At 65.7% G+C, this 16,969-nt stretch carries 13 protein-coding genes; 8 read left to right on the plus strand and 5 right to left on the minus strand.

Going from position 1 to position 16,969, the window contains the following annotated elements:
- Positions 1-289 precede the first annotated feature (289 nt).
- From AC1DDH_RS04445 to AC1DDH_RS04455, 3 genes are all read left to right on the plus strand, one after another.
- A complete protein-coding gene (locus AC1DDH_RS04445; RefSeq protein ID WP_476870244.1) occupies positions 290-1,699 on the plus strand; it encodes an MFS transporter in 1,410 nt (469 codons plus the stop codon).
- A gap of 61 nt (positions 1,700-1,760) precedes the next feature.
- Positions 1,761-3,017 (plus strand): aminopeptidase P family protein, encoded by a 1,257-nt coding sequence (locus tag AC1DDH_RS04450; RefSeq protein WP_476888068.1) that lies wholly within the window; start codon positions 1,761-1,763, stop codon positions 3,015-3,017.
- Between the two features lie 94 nt (positions 3,018-3,111).
- Entirely contained in the window at positions 3,112-3,921 is an 810-nt protein-coding gene (locus tag AC1DDH_RS04455; protein ID WP_476954925.1) for an IclR family transcriptional regulator, read from the plus strand.
- 36 nt (positions 3,922-3,957) lie between these two features.
- Here AC1DDH_RS04455 and AC1DDH_RS04460 read toward each other — a convergent pair whose 3' ends face one another.
- Entirely contained in the window at positions 3,958-5,502 is a 1,545-nt protein-coding gene (locus AC1DDH_RS04460; protein WP_476954926.1) for a PucR family transcriptional regulator, read from the minus strand.
- 107 nt (positions 5,503-5,609) lie between these two features.
- Here AC1DDH_RS04460 and AC1DDH_RS04465 point away from each other — a divergent pair, with 107 nt between their 5' ends.
- Entirely contained in the window at positions 5,610-7,139 is a 1,530-nt protein-coding gene (locus tag AC1DDH_RS04465; protein ID WP_243178254.1) for a purine-cytosine permease family protein, read from the plus strand.
- 15 nt (positions 7,140-7,154) lie between these two features.
- Positions 7,155-8,126, plus strand: coding sequence for a polysaccharide deacetylase family protein (locus AC1DDH_RS04470; RefSeq protein WP_476954927.1), 972 nt, complete (start codon positions 7,155-7,157; stop codon positions 8,124-8,126).
- 113 nt (positions 8,127-8,239) lie between these two features.
- Here AC1DDH_RS04470 and AC1DDH_RS04475 read toward each other — a convergent pair whose 3' ends face one another.
- The 4 genes from AC1DDH_RS04475 to uriH all read right to left on the minus strand — a co-directional run bounded on the left by AC1DDH_RS04475 (position 8,240) and on the right by uriH (position 13,089).
- Entirely contained in the window at positions 8,240-9,400 is a 1,161-nt protein-coding gene (locus tag AC1DDH_RS04475; protein ID WP_476947523.1) for a M20/M25/M40 family metallo-hydrolase, read from the minus strand.
- A 301-nt stretch (positions 9,401-9,701) separates the two neighbouring features.
- The gene (locus tag AC1DDH_RS04480) at positions 9,702-10,658 is read right to left on the minus strand and encodes a ribokinase (protein ID WP_476954928.1); all 957 of its coding nucleotides are present in this window, start codon (positions 10,656-10,658) and stop codon (positions 9,702-9,704) included.
- Positions 10,655-12,079, minus strand: a complete 1,425-nt coding sequence (uriT, locus tag AC1DDH_RS04485; protein ID WP_243178258.1) for a uridine transporter UriT — start codon at positions 12,077-12,079, stop codon at positions 10,655-10,657. The genes AC1DDH_RS04480 and uriT overlap by 4 nt, the downstream gene beginning before the upstream one ends.
- Positions 12,076-13,089, minus strand: coding sequence for a uridine-preferring nucleoside hydrolase UriH (uriH, locus tag AC1DDH_RS04490; protein ID WP_476954929.1), 1,014 nt, complete (start codon positions 13,087-13,089; stop codon positions 12,076-12,078). Before uriH ends, uriT begins: the two co-directional genes overlap by 4 nt.
- Positions 13,090-13,255: 166 nt before the next feature.
- Here uriH and AC1DDH_RS04495 point away from each other — a divergent pair, with 166 nt between their 5' ends.
- From AC1DDH_RS04495 to AC1DDH_RS04505, 3 genes are all read left to right on the plus strand, one after another.
- A complete protein-coding gene (locus AC1DDH_RS04495) occupies positions 13,256-14,305 on the plus strand; it encodes a LacI family DNA-binding transcriptional regulator (protein WP_243178260.1) in 1,050 nt (349 codons plus the stop codon).
- Between the two features lie 50 nt (positions 14,306-14,355).
- The gene (locus AC1DDH_RS04500) at positions 14,356-15,555 is read left to right on the plus strand and encodes a metal-dependent hydrolase family protein (RefSeq protein ID WP_476954930.1); all 1,200 of its coding nucleotides are present in this window, start codon (positions 14,356-14,358) and stop codon (positions 15,553-15,555) included.
- 319 nt (positions 15,556-15,874) lie between these two features.
- Positions 15,875-16,969, plus strand: a complete 1,095-nt coding sequence (locus AC1DDH_RS04505) for an extracellular solute-binding protein (RefSeq protein WP_018775012.1) — start codon at positions 15,875-15,877, stop codon at positions 16,967-16,969.

A 16,969-nucleotide genomic window follows, 5' to 3' on the forward strand; every position in this document is an offset into this window, starting at 1 on the left:
ATAGTTCACCAAGTCTCGCACTGCGGCGCCCCGGAGGGAACCGCGCCGCCGCCCGGCCCAAGCTTTTCACAAGGCAGCAGGTCGGGGGGCGCATTTATCGCAACCCAGTCTCGTTGAATGCAACCTTGGGTTCCAAGGTGGGTCGCTACCAGGGCTGGCAAGCCCGGGTATATTCATTGAAGTAATCCACAAGCCTGAAACACAAAGGCATTGACTGTGTCATGCGTCACGCCTATTCTGGTGCAACAGCGTTGCACTGATTGCAACTCCAAAACACTTTGGTGGACACATGAGTAACGAAACTTCCTCCCCCGCCACTCTTGCGGGGCAGACCAGCCCGGAGTCGAATAGCGGGCATGGCAGTACGTCCTCGGGACAGACCACGTTGAGCGGCCATGCGGCCCCTGGCGGCCACGATCCCGCAGTCAGTAAGGAAACCCGACGGCGGGTCGTCGCCGCCAGCTTCATCGGAAACTTCGTCGAATGGTTCGACTACGCCGTCTACGGCTACCTGGCCGCAACAATCGCCGCGGTCTTCTTCCCCGAGTCCAATCCCCAGACGGCGCTTCTACTGACTTTCGCCCTCTTCGCCATCTCGTTCCTGGTGCGGCCGCTTGGCGGCTTCGTCTGGGGCCACATCGGTGACCGGGTGGGGCGCCGGACTGCCCTTTCCCTGTCTATCCTGATCATGTCCGGAGCGACCTTCTGCATCGCACTGATCCCGGGGTACAACTCCATCGGCATCTGGGCCCCGATCCTGCTCCTGGTGGTGCGCGTCGTCCAGGGCTTCTCCGCCTCCGGCGAATACGCCGGCGCGTCCGCCTTCCTGGTCGAGTACGCCCCGGCCAACAAACGCGGCCTGTACGCGGCGGTGGTTCCGGCCAGCACGGCCGCGGGCCTGCTGCTCGGCTCCCTGCTCGCGGGCCTGCTGACCGTCCTGCTCAGCGCCGAGGCGATGCAGAGTTGGGGATGGCGCCTGCCGTTCCTGCTCGCAGCACCGATGGGCCTGATCGGACGCTACATCCGCACCAAGCTCGAAGACACGCCGGTGTTCCGCGAACTGGCAGAGGAGGACCAGGCCATCAAGGCCCCGGTATCCAGCCTCTTCCGGAAGCACTGGCGGTTGCTGCTGAAGGCCGTCGGAGCCGTGCTGCTCAACGCCGTCGGGTTCTACGTGATCCTGAGCTACATGCCCACATATCTGTCCTCGGAGCTCGGTCTCGGCGCGGCCGAATCCTTCCTGGCCACCACCATCGCCCTGGTGACGTACATCGGGTTCATCTTCCTGACCGGTATGCTCTCGGACCGCTACGGCCGCAAAAAGGTGCTGATCGCCGCATCCTTGAGCTTCATCCTGCTGACCGTGCCGGCCTTCGCACTGCTGGGCACCGGGAACTTCCTGGTGATCGTCCTGGTCCAGATCCTGCTGGGCGGCATGCTGACGCTCAACGACGGTACGCTCCCGAGCTTCCTGGCGGAGATGTTCCCCACCCGCGTCCGCTACAGCGGCTTCGCCGTCAGCTTCAATCTCTCCAACGCGCTCTTCGGCGGCACGGCGCCGTTCGTGGCGACCCTCCTGATCGCCGCGACGGCCAATGCCCTGGCTCCTGCCTGGTACCTCGCCGGCGCCGCGGTCATCTCCTTGATCGCCGTCGTCCTCTCTCGTGAAACCAGCAAGGAACCGCTGCGCCACGAGTAGTCCCGGCCGACGCCCACATCTTCCCTCCTAAGAAATCAAACCGCAGAAAGGCACCACCACCATGACCATCGCAACGTCCAACAACGCTTCGTCCATCGCCGAACTGGAGCGACTGAAAGTCCTGCACAACGGGCAGAAGGAAAAGCTGACCTTTTCCAACGCCGAATTTGAGCGCCGGCTCGGCGGACTGCGCCGCATCATGGCCGAAAAAGACCTGGACGCCGTCGTCCTGACCAGCTACCACTCCATCAAGTACTACTCGGACTTCCTCTTTACCTACTTCGGCCGGTCCTACGCCATGGTGGTCACGAAGGACGAGACCGTGACCGTCACGGCCAACATCGACGCCGGCATGCCGTGGCGGCGCAGCTATGGCGACAACGTGGTGTACACGGACTGGCGCCGGGACAACTACATCTTCGCCATCCAGGAGGCGCTGCGCACCCGCGGCATCAACCCCCGCCGGCTCGGCGTCGAAGACGATTCGCTCCCGCTGGACAACCGCAACAAGATCCAGGCGGCCTTTGCGGGGGCCACCCTGGTGGACGTGGCCCAGGCCGCGATGCGCCAGCGGATGATCAAATCGGCGGAAGAGATCGAGGTGATCAAGCACGGGGCCCGCATCGGTGACCTGGGCGGCGAAGCCATCCGCAACGCCATCACCGCCGGCATCACCGAATATGAGGTCGCCCTGATCGGCACCGAAGCCATGGTCCACGAAATCGCGCGGACGTTCCCGGACTCGGAAATCCGTGACACCTGGGTCTGGTTCCAGTCCGGCATCAACACCGACGGCGCCCACAACTGGGCCACCACGCGCAAGATCCAGGAACACGACATCCTGTCCCTGAACTGCTTCCCCATGACCTCCGGCTACTACACGGCACTGGAGCGCACCCTGTTCTACGGCGAACCCGACGCCCGCTCCCTCGAACTGTGGAACATCAACGTCGAGGTCCACAAGCGCGGCCTCGAGCTCATCAAGCCGGGGGCTGTCTGCAAGGACATCGCCGCCGAGCTGAACGAGATCTACGTGGGCCACGGGCTTCTCGCCAACCGGACGTTCGGCTACGGACACTCCTTCGGCGTCCTGAGCCACTACTACGGCCGCGAAGCCGGACTGGAACTCCGCGAGGACATCGACACGGTGCTCGAGCCCGGCATGGTGGTCTCCATGGAACCCATGATCACCGTCCTGGACGGCCAGCCCGGCGCAGGCGGCTACCGTGAGCACGACATCCTGGTGGTCGGCGAAGACGGAGCCGAGAACATCACGAAGTTCCCGTTCGGCCCCGAGTACAACATCATCGGAGCCTGAGGCGCCCAGACCCCCTGAAGGCAGGACCCAGAAGCGGCGCCACGTCCACCGTGGCGCCGCTTTTGGGCCCTCATGCGGAATGATGGTAGACACCATGACCCCAGCAGAATCTCCCGGGACCACCGGAAACGGCGACACCAAGGGCACCTCCGTCATCGTCAACGCCATCGCCGTGCTGCGAACCTTCACGGCGGACGAACCGTTGCTCGGGGTCACCGAGATCGCGAACCGGGTGGGCCTGCACAAGAGCACGGTTTCCCGGATCCTGTCCACGTTCGAGCAGGAACACCTGGTGGAACGAGATCCGGAAACCCGCCGCTTCCGGCTGGGGCTGGGACTGATCGCCGTCGCCGGGCCGTTGCTGGCCGAACTGGAAGAACGGCGGGTGGCGTATCCCGTACTGCGTGAACTTACCGAACAGACCGGCGAAACCAGCGCCCTCATGGTGTGGAACGGCGCAGAGTCAATGTGCGTGGAGCAGATCGCCAGCCACCACCAGATCAAGCACACCACCCCGCTGGGAGCCCGGTACACCGACGCCATGAGCGCCTCCGTGCAGGTCTTCCTGGCCGCATTGCCCGTCGAACGCGTCCGTGTGCTCCTGCGCAGCGGAGCGATCAGCTACCCGGGGCTCGATGATGCGGGCCTGGATGGCTACCAGATCAAGCTCAAGGACGTGACGGCTCGTGGCTGGGCCATCAACTACGGCGAATCCTCCATCGATGAAGTGGGCGTGGCCGCTCCCGTCCACGACCACCGCGGCGATATCGTGGCGGCCGTCCTGATCTCGGCGCCCCGGTTCCGCGTCTCACGCGAAGGGCTGCAGGGCCTGGGCGAAGCGTGCGCCGCTGCGGCCGACAAAATCACCAGCCGGCTGGGCGGCCGGGCGTCCAGCAACGGCTGACGCGGCGCGCGCCCGGACTCAGGCGCCGAGCGCACGTCAGCTGAGCCGGGCCAGCCGCGCGGCCAAATGCAACGCCGCGAGCCGGCCCGTCCGCCGGGGATCGCCGCCGCACAGCTCGAAGATCCGCTGCAGCCGTTGATGCATCGATTGCCGCTCCACGTGCAGTTCCCTCGCCGCCTGGGCGGTGTTGCAGCCGGAATCCAGCCACATGGCCAGGGTGTCAAGCAGCCGGGAATTGCGTTGCGCATCATAATCCAGGAGGGCCCCCAGCTGCTGGCGCACGAAGTTCCGCCGCTGCCCGGTATCCAGGCTTCCCACGGCGAGGCGTTCGACGGCGAATGCCTCGCAATCGATCACGGGACCGTGCGGACCTTGGGTTCCCGTGTGTGGTTGCCCCAGGGCGCCCGCCAATTGCAGGGTCAGCCTGGCCTCCGACAAGGACCAGGGGGCTTCCGAAATCCCGGCGGCCAGCGGGCCGACGGCAACCAGCGTGTCTGACGGGGCCGGTAGCGCCCGCAGGCCAGCCAGAAGTGCTTCCCTGCTGGCTAGCGGACTATCGCCCGCGAGGACCGCCACCGCCAGCAGCTCGGCATTATCGACATAGGTTGCGCTGGGCTGCGCCCCCCGGGCCAAGAGCTGCTCCACAGAAGCGCGGAGGCGTTGGAGCATGCCGGAGCGGACCACGATGGCCACGATTGTGGCACCCGACGGAATCCCGGCCGCGGAAGCTAATTGCTGGAGCCGCCACGCCTGACTGCCGGAATCAATCGCGCGAAGCAGGGCCGCTCCGGCGACTTCCTTGAGCCCGGGGGACATCCGCTGCAGCAACGCCAGGGCAAGGATGTCCACAGAACGATTTCCGGCCGTCCGGGCCAGGTTCTGGTCCTCGTCCGCCGGGACCCGCAGCAGCAGCTGAGCCGCAAGGATGCCGCGGATAGGCACGTCGATGTGAATCAGGCGTGCCTGCTCCTGCGGCCCAACGGTGGAGGCATCGACGTCGGCGGCCTCGGCCCGCCCCGGGCTTGCGCTGGCCAGGGTCGCGCCGGCTATGGACGTCAGCGTCACCTCGGCATTGATGATGCCGGCCAGCACGGCGAGGATCCGGTCCAGGCCACCGCCGTGCGCCAGTTCGACGGCCATCGCGTGACTGGCCTCATCGGCCCGCCGCAACTGCGATACCGAGTCGCTGACCAGCATCGAATTGATGGCCTGCGTGATTCCGACGAACGGCACCACCCCGCGAAGTTCAATCAGGGGCAGTCCGGCCGCCTCGGCGGCCGCCACCATAGACGATGGCAGGGACGGAAGGGCGGCCCCGGTTTCGATAGCTACGGCGGCAACGCCCCGCTCCGCCAGTTGGCGGATGTAGTTGACCTGCCGCTCCTCCGAGGCGAGGGCCAGGGCTTCTCCGCCCGTCAGCAGAAGTTCCCCGCCGGCCAGCAGGGGCGCGATATCAATGATTTCACTGGAGTGGATCCACCGGAGCTGCGCTCGGGCGGCGGCCCTGGCCGCGGCCCGGACAATGGGGTCGGCGGCCGCCATGGTCGGGTGGTTCAGGACGTCTTGAAGAAGGATGGACATTACACTCCGTCGCGTTGCTCTGGGTATATCTAGACACATTGTATATAGTCGTATGTGGCCCACGACACATAATCTTGAGGAATCCCACACACCCTCGGAGGCTCCACATGCGTCAAAAATCCCCAGCGGCCCCTGCCGGCACCGCGCCGGAAGCGAGCGTAGACCACGAAGCATGGCTCCAGCCCATCCCCGAATCACAACGGACCCGCAAGGTCTCGGGCCAGTTCTGGATCTGGGCCGGCGCCAATCTCGCCCCGATCAACTGGGTGCTCGGAGCGCTCGGCATCCAGCTTGGCCTGGGGTTCGCGGACACCGTCACGGTTCTTGTCCTCGGAAACCTCATCGGGATGCTGCTCTTCGGTTGCTTCGTCCTGCTGGGCCAGAAGACCGGAGCGACCGGCATGGTGCTGGCCCGCGCCGCCTTCGGCCGGCGCGGCAACTACCTGCCCGCCGGCATCCAGGCTCTCCTGGTGATCGGCTGGTGCGCGGTCAACACCTGGATCATCCTGGATCTGGTCATGGCCTTGTTCGGAACGCTCGGCTGGGTTGACCCGGAGGCCAAGAACTACGCCTGGAAGATTGGCATCGCCACCTTCATCATGGCTGTACAGGTAGCCATCGCCTGGTTCGGCTATAAAGCCATCGCCGCCTTCGAGAAGTGGACCGTGCCGCCCACCATCATCATCTTGACCGTGATGTCGGCAGTGGCCTGGTTCGGCATGAAGATCAACTGGACCTACGCCGGCCCGGCGGGGCACATCCTGGAAGGCTCGGAACGCATCGCCGCGATGAGCGCGGTCATGACGGCCATCGGCATCGGCTGGGGCATCACCTGGTTCACCTACGCTGCGGATTACTCCCGCTTTGTCAGCACCACGGTGCCCAAGCGCAAGGTCTATCTCGCCTCGGTGCTGGGCCAGTTCATCCCGGTCGTCTGGCTGGGCATCCTGGGGGCCAGCCTGGCGACCAACACGGGTGAAATTGATCCCGGCAAACTCATCGTCCAGAACTTCGGCGCGCTGGCCCTTCCGGTGCTGCTCATGGTGCTGCACGGCCCGATCGCGACCAACATCTTGAACATCTACACCTTTTCCGTCGCCACGCAGGCCCTGGACATCTCCATCAGCCGGCGCAAGTTGAACCTGTTCGTCGGCGTCTTCTCCCTCGCGGCCGTGATCTTCTTCATCTTCCAGGAGGATTTCGCCTCCGTGCTGGACGCCTGGCTGATTGGGCTGGTCGCCTGGGTGGCTGCCTGGGGCGGAGTCATGCTGGTCCATTACTTCTGGATCGAGAAGCGCTGGCCCGGCGACCCGTCCCGGCTCTTTGACGCCGTCGGCACCAAACGCCTGCCGGGCGTGAATCCGGCCGGTGTCGCTTCACTGCTCATCGGCATCTTCGCCACCTGGCTGTTCATGTACGGACTGGTGCCGGCCATGCAGGGCCCCATCGCCGTCGCCCTGGGCGGGTGGGATCTGTCCTGGCTCGCCGGGGGACTGGCCAGCGCCGCGGCTTACGCCGTCCTCGGTCCGCGGTTCCACAGGAAGTTCCTGGATGTCCCCACCCCCAGCGAACAGACCGCAGATTCACCTGAGGCAACCGGCCTTCCGGTCACATCAACCACGCCCGCCGCCCTCTAGCAGGAGATCAACCCCGTGAACTTCCCCGCTTTCGCCGACACCGCCCATCCCATCACCTGGCCCGAAGGCAATCGTGCCGCGGCGTCCTTCACCTTCGACGTCGACGCCGAATCCTGCACCATCGCCCATGACCCGCAGAGCACCAGGCGCATGTCCCTCATGACGCACCAGTCCTACGGGCCCAAGGTCGCCGTTCCGCGGATCCTGCAGATCCTTGAGCGCCAGCAGATCCAGGCGACGTTCTTCGTCCCGGGATTCACCGCCGAATGCTACCCGGACGTGGTCCGCCGGATAGCCGACGGCGGCCACGAGATTGCACACCACGGGTACCTGCACGAACCCATGCAAGGCATCGACGCCGCCACGGAGGCGCGGTACCTGGACCGGGGCCTGGATGCCCTGGCCAAGGCCGCCGGCGTCCGGCCGACCGGCTACAGGGCACCGTGGTGGGAGCTCAACTGGCATTCCCCGGCCCTCCTTGCCGACCGCGGGTTCCTGTATGACTCAAGCCTGCTCGACGGCGACGCGCCGTACCGCTTCAGCGTTGCCGAGGCAGACCCCCGCGATCTCGTGGAAATCCCTGTCGACTGGGCTTTGGACGACTGGGAGCAGTATGCCTTCTACCCGGGCGTCACCGGAAGCGGCGTCATCGAAAGCCCGGCCAAGGTCCTCGAAATGTGGACGCTAGAGGCCGAGGCCCACCACGCTGCCGGGAGCTGCTTCGTCCTGACCAACCACCCCTTCATTTCCGGCCGGCCGTCCAAGGCCGTGGCCCTGGAACAGCTGATGGACCGGGTCAAGTCGATGGACGGCATGTGGGTCACCACCATGGAGAAGATCGCGCAGCACACGCGCGACTCCGTCGAGGAGATCCACACCCACGCGCGCATTGCCGTGCCCGGATTCCCGGACACCGGCGCACAGTTCACACCGGCCGGCGTACGGCAGCCCCAAGGAGCCACGGCGCGGCGCGGGGCCGGAATCTAGGGCACAAATTCGGCCCTGGCAAGCACAGGTCCCCGGCACGGCCCCTCGTCAGAAGGTGGCTGGGCCGGGGACCTTCCTGCGGGGCGGCCCGGAGCCGGCGGCGAAGCTGGTGTTTAGCCGGTCTTGGCCATCGCGTAGGCCACGGTGCCGTAGGCCAGGGCGCCGGACATTTCGGTGAGCAGTTCCGGGTTTGTGTTGGCGATCGTGTCGCAGGCCTCGTGGTAGCAGGGATCGAGGTCCTTGCCCGCCACCCCGCCATAGGCCTGCGCCTGGGCCTGGGTCTTCCTCTTCTCATCCCCGGTGAACAGCCCGCCGCCGGGAATGCCGGCCGAGAGGAAGGCGTCGTAGTCCGAGCCCCCGTCAAAGGGCGTGGTCTCGGCCGGCAGCGCGTTCTCCTGGAAGTAGCGGAAGAAGACGTCCTCGATCGCCTTGGACCCGGCCGGGCCGGCGTGGCCAAAGTCCGTGCCGTCCCCGTCATGGACCGAGCGGACCCCGTTGGGCGAGGCCACCATGTCCACGTTCAGGTTCGCCGCGGTCTGGCCGATCTCGGCCGCACTCAGTTCGTCGACGTAGTGCTGGGACCCGTACAGCCCGTCCTCCTCGCCGCCCCAGAACGCGAACCGGACCCGGTTGGCCGGGGTGATCCCGGCCTCCTTCATCCACCGCGCGGTCTCCAGGACGGCCGCGACCCCGCTGCCGTTGTCATCAATGCCCGGTCCCTCCTGCACGGAGTCCAGGTGCGCGCCCACCACCACGGTGTGCCCGGCACTGCCCCCGGTGTCGGCGAGGATGTTGAAGGACTCCACCGTCTTGCCGCGCCGGCCGTCCTCTTTGAACGTGAAGCTCTGCCGCACCGGTTCATACCCGGCCGCGCGCAGCTGTTCCTCGACGTAGCGGGCCGACTCCTCATACCCCGAGGTGCCCGAGGCCCGGTTCCCGCCGTTGGCATCGGCCACGCGCTGCAGTGCCTGCAGGTGCCCCACCATGTCCCGGGACTTGAACGCCGCCAGCACCGTGCGCGCATCCACCGTGCTCGCCGGGGTCAGCTGCGGGACCGCAGCACTCGGGCTGGCGGACTCGGCGGGTGCGGCGGATTGGCTCGTCCCGCCGCCGGATTTGCCCGGTGTGCCACCTGAGGGTGTGCCAGATGGTGTGCCACCGGACGGAACGCCGGCCGACGGGATGCCAGCCGCGACACCGGAGGTACAGGCCGACGTCGAGAGCAGGACCAGGGCGAGGAGCGAGGGAAGTACGTGCTTGCGGAGAGTGATCATGCCGGGAGCCCATCACTAGTCGGTACAAGTTCGCTTGCTCCGGCTCGATTGGTCAGGACGCTCGCCACTGACGCTCCAGTAAGTCGCGGCCACCATCGCCCGGCAAATACTCCTATCAGGTCGAACCATTGTCGGCCCCGCGGCTGTAACTTCAATAGCGCCTCGCTGTGAATCTGCTGTGCAATTGGGTTGCATCAACCAAGGACCACCAGACCGGTCCGGTGCTTAACCGGGAGGGGGCGCCGCAGACAGGCTCTGCGGCGCCCCCTCCCGTGGCGGCCCTAACTGGCGGGGGTGGCCGTTAAGCGAGCAGTCCCTCCACATCCGCCGCTTTCGGGTACGCCGTTTGCGTCCCCTTCCTGGTCGCTGCCAAGGCCGCGGCAACGGACGCGAAGGCGGCAGCGGCCGGAAGTGAATCGCCGGCGGCAAGGCGCGCAGCCACGGCCCCGGTGAATGCATCGCCTGCACCGGTGGTGTCCTTGGCGTCGACCCTGGTGGGTTCAATGCGGGTGATGCGGCCCTCGGCGCCGGCTCCGGAGTCCAGGACGACGGAGCCGTTCGCCCCCAAAGTGACCACAACGCGGTGCAGTCCGCGATCGGCGAACTGGTCCCGGACCGGCGCCCACGCCGCGGTGTCAGCCCCGGCGTCGGGCACGGCGGCGCCGCCCAGGAACAGCGACGCCTCATGCGCGTTCACCAGCAGGATGTCGCAGAGTGCGGCCAAGCTCGCCGGGATCTCGGCGTAGGGCGACAGGTTGAGCAGAACTGTCGCCCCGGCGTCGTGGCCCAAGCGGGCCGCGGCCTCAACGGTGTCCAGACCGACCTCGAGGCACAGGCACATCACGGACGCGCCCTCGAACAATTCGGCGGAAGCGGCAACATCCCCGGGCGCCAGTGTGCCGTTGGCTCCGGCCGAGATGATGATGTTGTTCTCACCGTGGGCGTCGACGGAAATGACGGCGACGCCGGTCGCAGCATCAGGCGTGCGGCGGACGCGGGAAATGTCCACCCCGGCCCCGGCGGTGGAGGCCAGAAGCATGGTCCCGTTGGTGTCGTCGCCCACCGCACCGATCAGCACGACCCGGCTTCCGAGTTTGGCCGCCGCGACCGCCTGGTTGGCGCTCTTGCCGCCGGGATTGACCGCAAAGCCATTCCCGTGCACCGTTTCGCCGGGGAGGGGGAGCCTGTCGCAGTAGATGGTCAGGTCCGCATTCAGTGAACCGACGACGACGATCCGGCCAGAGTCCGGGCGGGTCATTTCGCCTCAGCTTCCAAGGGCTTGGGAATCAGGAGTGAAGCGGCGAAAGCCGCCACGGTGATGATCAGGCCCACCGTGATCGCGGTCAAGTAGGATGCCTGGGCATCGCCCAGTGCAGAAGAGGCCACCAGCGCTGCCGGCAGGACCAGGAAGCTCAGGCCGGCGCCCAGGTTGAACGCGCCGGCGTTCATGCCGGGGAGAAAGCCGGGGTTGCCAGCTGGGGAGAGGACAACGCCAAGGCCGTTCAGCATGATGTTGACCGTACCCGCGTACATGATGCCCAGCAACGCTGTTCCGGCAATCATCATGGGCAGGCTGCTGAGGCCGAAGAAGGCGATGATCGCCAGGGCCACGACGCTGCCGGCCATGCCGATCCGCAAAACTTTGGTGTAGCCGAAAACCGGGGCCAAACGGCCGCTGATGGGTCCGACAACCCAGCCCAGGAGGGCGTAGGGAGTCAGGATGATGAGTGACATTTCGGTCGGTCCCACGCCGAAGCCGGGAGCCGTGGCCTGCACGTAGGCGGGAACGATCCCGTTGATGACCGCGAAGACGCCGGTCATGGTCAGGATTGTGGTCAGCAACGGCGCCCAAGTGGAGCGCTGGCGCAGGTGGGCGGTCTCCACCATGGGCTGCCGGGAGCGCTTTTCCACCGTCCAGAACCCGAAGAAGGCGATCACTGCAACGGCGATGAGGGCAGTCGCCAGTGCGAGGGTGCCGGGGGAGAATCCGCTGACCAGTTTGGAGGCCTCGTTGAGGGCTGTGAGCAGGGCGCCGACCGCGATCACGATGAAGAAGACGCCGGGCCAGTCCATCTTGGTGCCCACCGCCGGCTTGCTCTCACCGGCCAGAACGGCGACCAGGCCCGCCGCCACGACGGCCAGCACCACCATGAGCCAGAAGATGCTGCGGAATCCGTAATGCTCGGCGAAGTAACCGCCGACAAAGGAGTCGACGCCGGCAACCCCGCCGTTGACGGCGGTGATGAGGCCCATGAGGGCACCGTACTTCCGCGGGTCACTGACGGCGGAGCGCAGCATGATCAGGCACAGCGGGACCGTGGGGCCGCTGACGCCCTGGATGATGCGTCCGACGAAGAGCCAGGTGATATCGGGAGCCATGGCCGCGATCACCGAGCCGACAGCCATCATCAACATCATGCCCAGCAGGATCTTCTTGCGCCCCACAATGTCGCTCAGGCGCGGCAGGAAGAGGGAAAACAGTGCTGCCGCGGTGAAGAACCAGGTCTGGGACAGGCCGATCACGGCCTGATCGGTGTGGAGTTCGTTGCCCATCGTGACCAGGGCGGGGCTGAGCATCGATGCGTTGAGCTGGAAGGCAATGCAGGCCGTCAACAGGGCCGCCGTGAGTGCAGCGACGCTTCGTCCCGTTGTCTTGGATTCGTAAGTCAGAGTGCTCATGAGTTGGCTCCGTTTCCTGCGCCGATGCTGACGGCGGCGGACGGGTCCACGTCGCCGATGCGCACCAGGGCGTCTGTGACGAGGTTCCAGAACTTCGCGTGATCGAGGTCCACAGCAACAGACGTGTGGCAGTCCTCCGGTGCCGGGGCGCGGAAATCGGCGACGGTCATGCCGAGCGTCAGTTGGCCCTGCAGTTCGATGTTCACGGGGACTTTGCGGGTGGTCATCACCGTGGGATCGATGACGTAGGCCACCGCGCAGGGGTCGTGGACGGGCGGGTAATCGAAGCCCTGGGCGTCCTTGTACGTCTTGGTGAAGAACTCCATCAGCTCCAGCACGAACTGGGCGGGCTTGGTACCCACGGCGGCGATTTTTTCCACGACTTCGGGGGTCGCGAGGGCTTGGTGCGTGAGGTCCAAGCCCACCATGACCACCGGCCACGGCTCGTTGAACACAATATGTGCGGCCTCGGGGTCGATGATGATGTTGAATTCGGAAACTGCGCTCCAGTTGCCTACGTGGTACCCGCCGCCCATGAGCACAACTTCTTTCACGCGCTCCACGATGCGCGGCTCCTTGCGGGCCGCCATGGCAATGTTGGTCAGTCCTGCCGTGGGCACCAGCGTCACAGTGCCAGGCTCGTGCGCCATAACAGTGTCGATGATGAGGTCGACGGCGTGGCGCGGGTCCAGTTCGATGCTGGATTCGGGCTGGGCGGGGCCGTCCATGCCGCTCTCACCGTGGATGTCGGGGGCGGTTTCGATGCTGCGGACCAAGGGCCGATCGCAGCCGGCGGCGAAGGGGACGCCGGTGATGCCGGCAATCGTGCCCACCGACAGGGCGTTGCGGGTGACCCTTTCGAGGGTCTGGTTGCCGACGACCGTTGTGACCGCGAGCAGCTCAATGTACTGATTGCCGTGAGCCAGCAGCATGGCCACGGCGTCGTCATGGCCTGGGTCGCAGTCCAGGATGATCTTCCTGCGTTCCGGTTTCAGGGTGATGGGATCCACGTAAATATCTCCACGTCGTTGGGGGTCCGCCGGGGCGGTGCGATAAAGCGTTCAGAGTGAGTTTGGCACTGTCAAGCGTCAAGCGTCAAGCGCTTAACGTAAATGACGTCAAGCGCTTGATGTCTTGCGGCAGGTGCGATGCGTCACTCCCGGCTACGATCGAGGTATGGAATCCGGCGAACAAGTACACGAGCTTCGGGGGCGCACCCCGCGCGTCACTGCGGCGATGGTGGCTGCGCGGGCCGGGGTCTCCACCGCAACGGTCTCCCTTGTGGCCAACGGAAAGACCCAGGGGCGGGTCTCGGAGGACAACATTTCGCGGGTCCGGGAAGCCATTGCGGAACTCGGCTATGTGGTGGACAGTATTGGCAGTTCGCTAGCCAAGGGCATCAGTTCGATCGTCATTCTCGTGGCGCCGGACATCTCCAACCCTTTCTTCGCCAACGTCATTGCAGGTGTCCGCGGCGCGCTCGGCGCCGAATACCAGCTGCTGCTCTCCGTCACGGACGCCGGGGAGTTCCCGCGCGTCGACGACGTCCGCAGGCTCCTGGCTTTGCGGCCGGCCGGGCTGCTCGTAGATGCGCCCAGCGCGGAGTTCCTGGAGGATCTTTCCGTCGCTGGGCCTCTCGTTCTGCTGGACGCCCCCGGCTTGGAGTCCTTCGCCCCCTCGGTGAATCTCGACGTCGGACACGGCGCCCGCCTGCTGGCCCGGCACCTGGCGGACGCCGGACACAAACAAGCGGCGTACATGGACAGTGTGACCGGCACGGCGACCTTCGATATCCGGCGGGCGGCATTCCTAGAGGAGTCTGCGGCGCTGGGCATCACCGTGGCCACGGACCATGTCATCGGCACCACCATTGACGTCGGCGCCGCCGCCGGCGCGTTCGCCGCGGCGTGGCCGGATTGGCAGCGGGACGGTGTCACCGCCGTCGTCTGCGCCACCGATACCCATGCCTACGGCGTGCTGCAGGAAGCCAGGGTGGCCGGCGTCCGCATTCCGCAGGAACTGGCCGTGGCAGGCTTCGATGACCTGCCCTATTCGGCCACGTCCAACCCGGGCCTGACCAGCGTCCACCTTCCGGGCGACGCCCTCGGGGCCAGGGCCGGCGAACAGCTCCGCAGGGTCATGGAGGGCAAGGGCTTGGAACAGCACCAGCTGATCCTCCAGGGTTCACTGATGGTCCGCGGTTCCACGGAACCGGCCAGCACCTAGAAAACCGGACCGAGCCCACCCACGAACATCTCACCCGAGGAGTTGTCAGCATGACCAACGCAGACGCCCTGACCATCCACAATGCCCGGATCTTTGACGGACATTCGCCCGAGCTGGCGAGCGGATCCATCCTGTTCCGGGACGGGATCATCCAGGAGACCGGCGACGTCATCCCCGAAGGTGAGGTGATCGACGCCGGCGGCCGCGTCGTGGTGCCAGGGCTCATCGATGCCCACTTTCACGCGTACGCCGTGGGCTTGGGCGGCCTTGAGGTTGAGCGCTCGCTCCTGAGCTACACCGCACTGGTGGGGGCGCGCCGCTTGGGCGCCGCCGTGCGGCGGGGATTCACGACCGTCCGCGATGTGGCCGGCGGGGACAGCGGGCTGGCCCGCGCCATCCGCAGCGGCCTGGTCACGGCTCCGAGATACTACTACACGGGTCCGGCCCTCAGCCAAACCGGTGGCCATGGCGATCCCCGGTCCGCGGATCTGGATGTCTGCTTCGATCACGGTCACATGTGCGCCGTGGTGGACGGGGTGGACAACCTGCGCCGGGCAGTTCGTGATCGGTTCCGCACGGGAAGCCACGCCATCAAGATCATGACTTCCGGAGGCGTGGTCTCCCTGACAGATCCCATCCGGCTGCCGCAGTATTCAGCGGAAGAAGTCCGGGCGGTGGTGGACGAGGCCACCCGGCGCAAGAGTTACGTGGCGGCCCATGCGTATTCACCCGAGGCAATCAGGCATTCCGTGGAAAACGGGGTACGTTCCATAGAACACGGGAACCTCTTGGACCGGGACGCGGCGCAGATGATGGCCGAGCACGGGAGCTTCCTCGTGCCGACGCTTGCCGCCTACGACGCCATGAGCCGAAGGGGAGCTGCAATGGGCCTGAACCCCGTTTCCCAGGCCAAGAACGCCGAGGTGCTTGAGGCCGGCAAAATTGCTGTGGAACTGGCCCTGCAGGCCGGAGTCAAGGTGGGCTTCGGATCCGACCTGATGGGGGACCTTGAGGATGATCAGCTTGTCGGCATTCGGCTGCAGATCGAGGCGGCAGGCGTCTTGGAGACGCTGAGATCCCTTACCTCAGTAAACGCAGAGCTCCTTCAGGACCCAGGCATCGGGAGCATCGGCGCTGGAATGGCGGGCGATGCCGTGATTCTGGACGGCGACCCCTTTGTGGACCCGGCAGTTCTCTGGGACCACAACAGGTCGAGGACTGTTATCCACGACGGGCGCATCATTCGGTGACCCTGGAGATGCCCGGGCGGGCTCAGGAGGGCCGGCGTTAGGGGAGCTCGCGGGGCAGAAATCTCGTTGTTTCTTAAAGCAATACAACTGTTGACTAGTGAGCAACTTCACAGTTACAGTTGCGAAACCGAAAAGCCGCCGGAAGGCGGACTCGAGATCTCCAGCTGGAATGGATGGCGCGCGCGAACCGCAGCTGTCACTTCTCCTTCTCTCTTCACTTCTTCTCGCTTCACTGCGTCACACGCACCGCACCCCGCCACGCCCGCAATCCTGCACGCCCTCTTTTGGCGTGCCCGCGTCCATGAGAGGCACTTCCCCCATGACAGCATTCCGTTCCACTCCCTTTGACCGCAGGCAGCTCCTCAAGGCGGCAGCGCTGACGCCATTTGCGGGTCTGGCGCTCTCCGGCTGCGCGGCGAAGCCCGCCGAAAGCGCCGCTGCCAACAAGACGGTGACCGTCACGTCCTATGGTGGCTCGTACAACGACCAGCTGACCCAGACAATCCTGGACCCGTTCTCCAAGCAGTCGGGGATCCAGACGACGCTGCTGGCCAACACCTCCCTGGCCGCGCTCAAGGCCCAGGTCCAGTCCGGCGACGTGCAGTGGGACCTCGTGGAAATCACGGCGCCGGAGTATGAGGTGGCCGTGGCCGAGGGGCTGTTAGAGAAGTTCGACTACGACATCATCAGCGACAAGGGCCTGCCCGGATACGCGAAGGCTGAATACGGCATCAAGTACCTGAGCTTCCTGTTTGTCATGGCCTGGGACCAGAAGGTCATTTCCGACGCGCAGGCCCCGAAAGACTGGGCCCAATTCTTCGACCAGGGCAAGTACAACACCAAGCGCTCGGTGTACAACCAGCTCTCCGACAGCTCCGTCCTGGAAGCCGCGCTGCTGGCCGACGGTGTCCCCTTCGACAAGATCTACCCGCTCGACGTCGACCGGGCCCTTAGGGTCCTGGGCCAGCACCCGGGCAAGGACCGGCTTCTGTACCACGCCGCCAACCAGGAGCCCATCCAGCAGCTCACCTCCGGCGAGGTCTCGCTCTCCACCAGCTTCAACAACCGCATTAACGCAGCCCGCAACGACGGCGCGAAACTGAACTTCTCCGCCGAAAACGCCGTCCTCGCCGGCGACTACTTCGTGGTTCCGAAGGGCGCCAAGAACAAGGAAGCGGCCTTCAAACTGATGAACTTCATGTCCAACGACGCCGAGGCCGGCGCGGCGTTCGACAAGGTCACCAACCTGACCCTGGCCAACACCCCAGCGCTGTCCAAGCTGCCGAAGGAAATCGCCGACACGCTTCCCACCAGCCCCCGGCTCGCGGACAAGATCCTGGTCCGCGACGACAAGTGGTGGTCGCAGAACCTGAAGAAGACCGAGCAGCAGTTCAAGCTCTGGCAGGCCAGCTGA

Source organism: Arthrobacter sp. 10T425 (assembly GCF_056393985.1).

Excerpts from the sequence above, each read along its gene's own strand:
- AC1DDH_RS04450 (WP_476888068.1), top strand. The coding sequence starts at position 1,761 with ATGACCATCGCAACGTCCAACAACGCTTCGTCCATCGCCGAACTGGAG.
- AC1DDH_RS04455 (WP_476954925.1), top strand. The coding sequence starts at position 3,112 with ATGACCCCAGCAGAATCTCCCGGGACCACCGGAAACGGCGACACCAAG.
- uriT (WP_243178258.1), bottom strand. The coding sequence starts at position 12,079 with ATGAGCACTCTGACTTACGAATCCAAGACAACGGGACGAAGCGTCGCT.
- AC1DDH_RS04505 (WP_018775012.1), top strand. The coding sequence starts at position 15,875 with ATGACAGCATTCCGTTCCACTCCCTTTGACCGCAGGCAGCTCCTCAAG.
- AC1DDH_RS04475 (WP_476947523.1), bottom strand. The coding sequence starts at position 9,400 with ATGATCACTCTCCGCAAGCACGTACTTCCCTCGCTCCTCGCCCTGGTC.
- AC1DDH_RS04500 (WP_476954930.1), top strand. The coding sequence starts at position 14,356 with ATGACCAACGCAGACGCCCTGACCATCCACAATGCCCGGATCTTTGAC.
- AC1DDH_RS04480 (WP_476954928.1), bottom strand. The coding sequence starts at position 10,658 with ATGACCCGCCCGGACTCTGGCCGGATCGTCGTCGTCGGTTCACTGAAT.
- AC1DDH_RS04495 (WP_243178260.1), top strand. The coding sequence starts at position 13,256 with ATGGAATCCGGCGAACAAGTACACGAGCTTCGGGGGCGCACCCCGCGC.
- AC1DDH_RS04465 (WP_243178254.1), top strand. The coding sequence starts at position 5,610 with ATGCGTCAAAAATCCCCAGCGGCCCCTGCCGGCACCGCGCCGGAAGCG.
- AC1DDH_RS04460 (WP_476954926.1), bottom strand. The coding sequence starts at position 5,502 with ATGTCCATCCTTCTTCAAGACGTCCTGAACCACCCGACCATGGCGGCC.
- AC1DDH_RS04445 (WP_476870244.1), top strand. The coding sequence starts at position 290 with ATGAGTAACGAAACTTCCTCCCCCGCCACTCTTGCGGGGCAGACCAGC.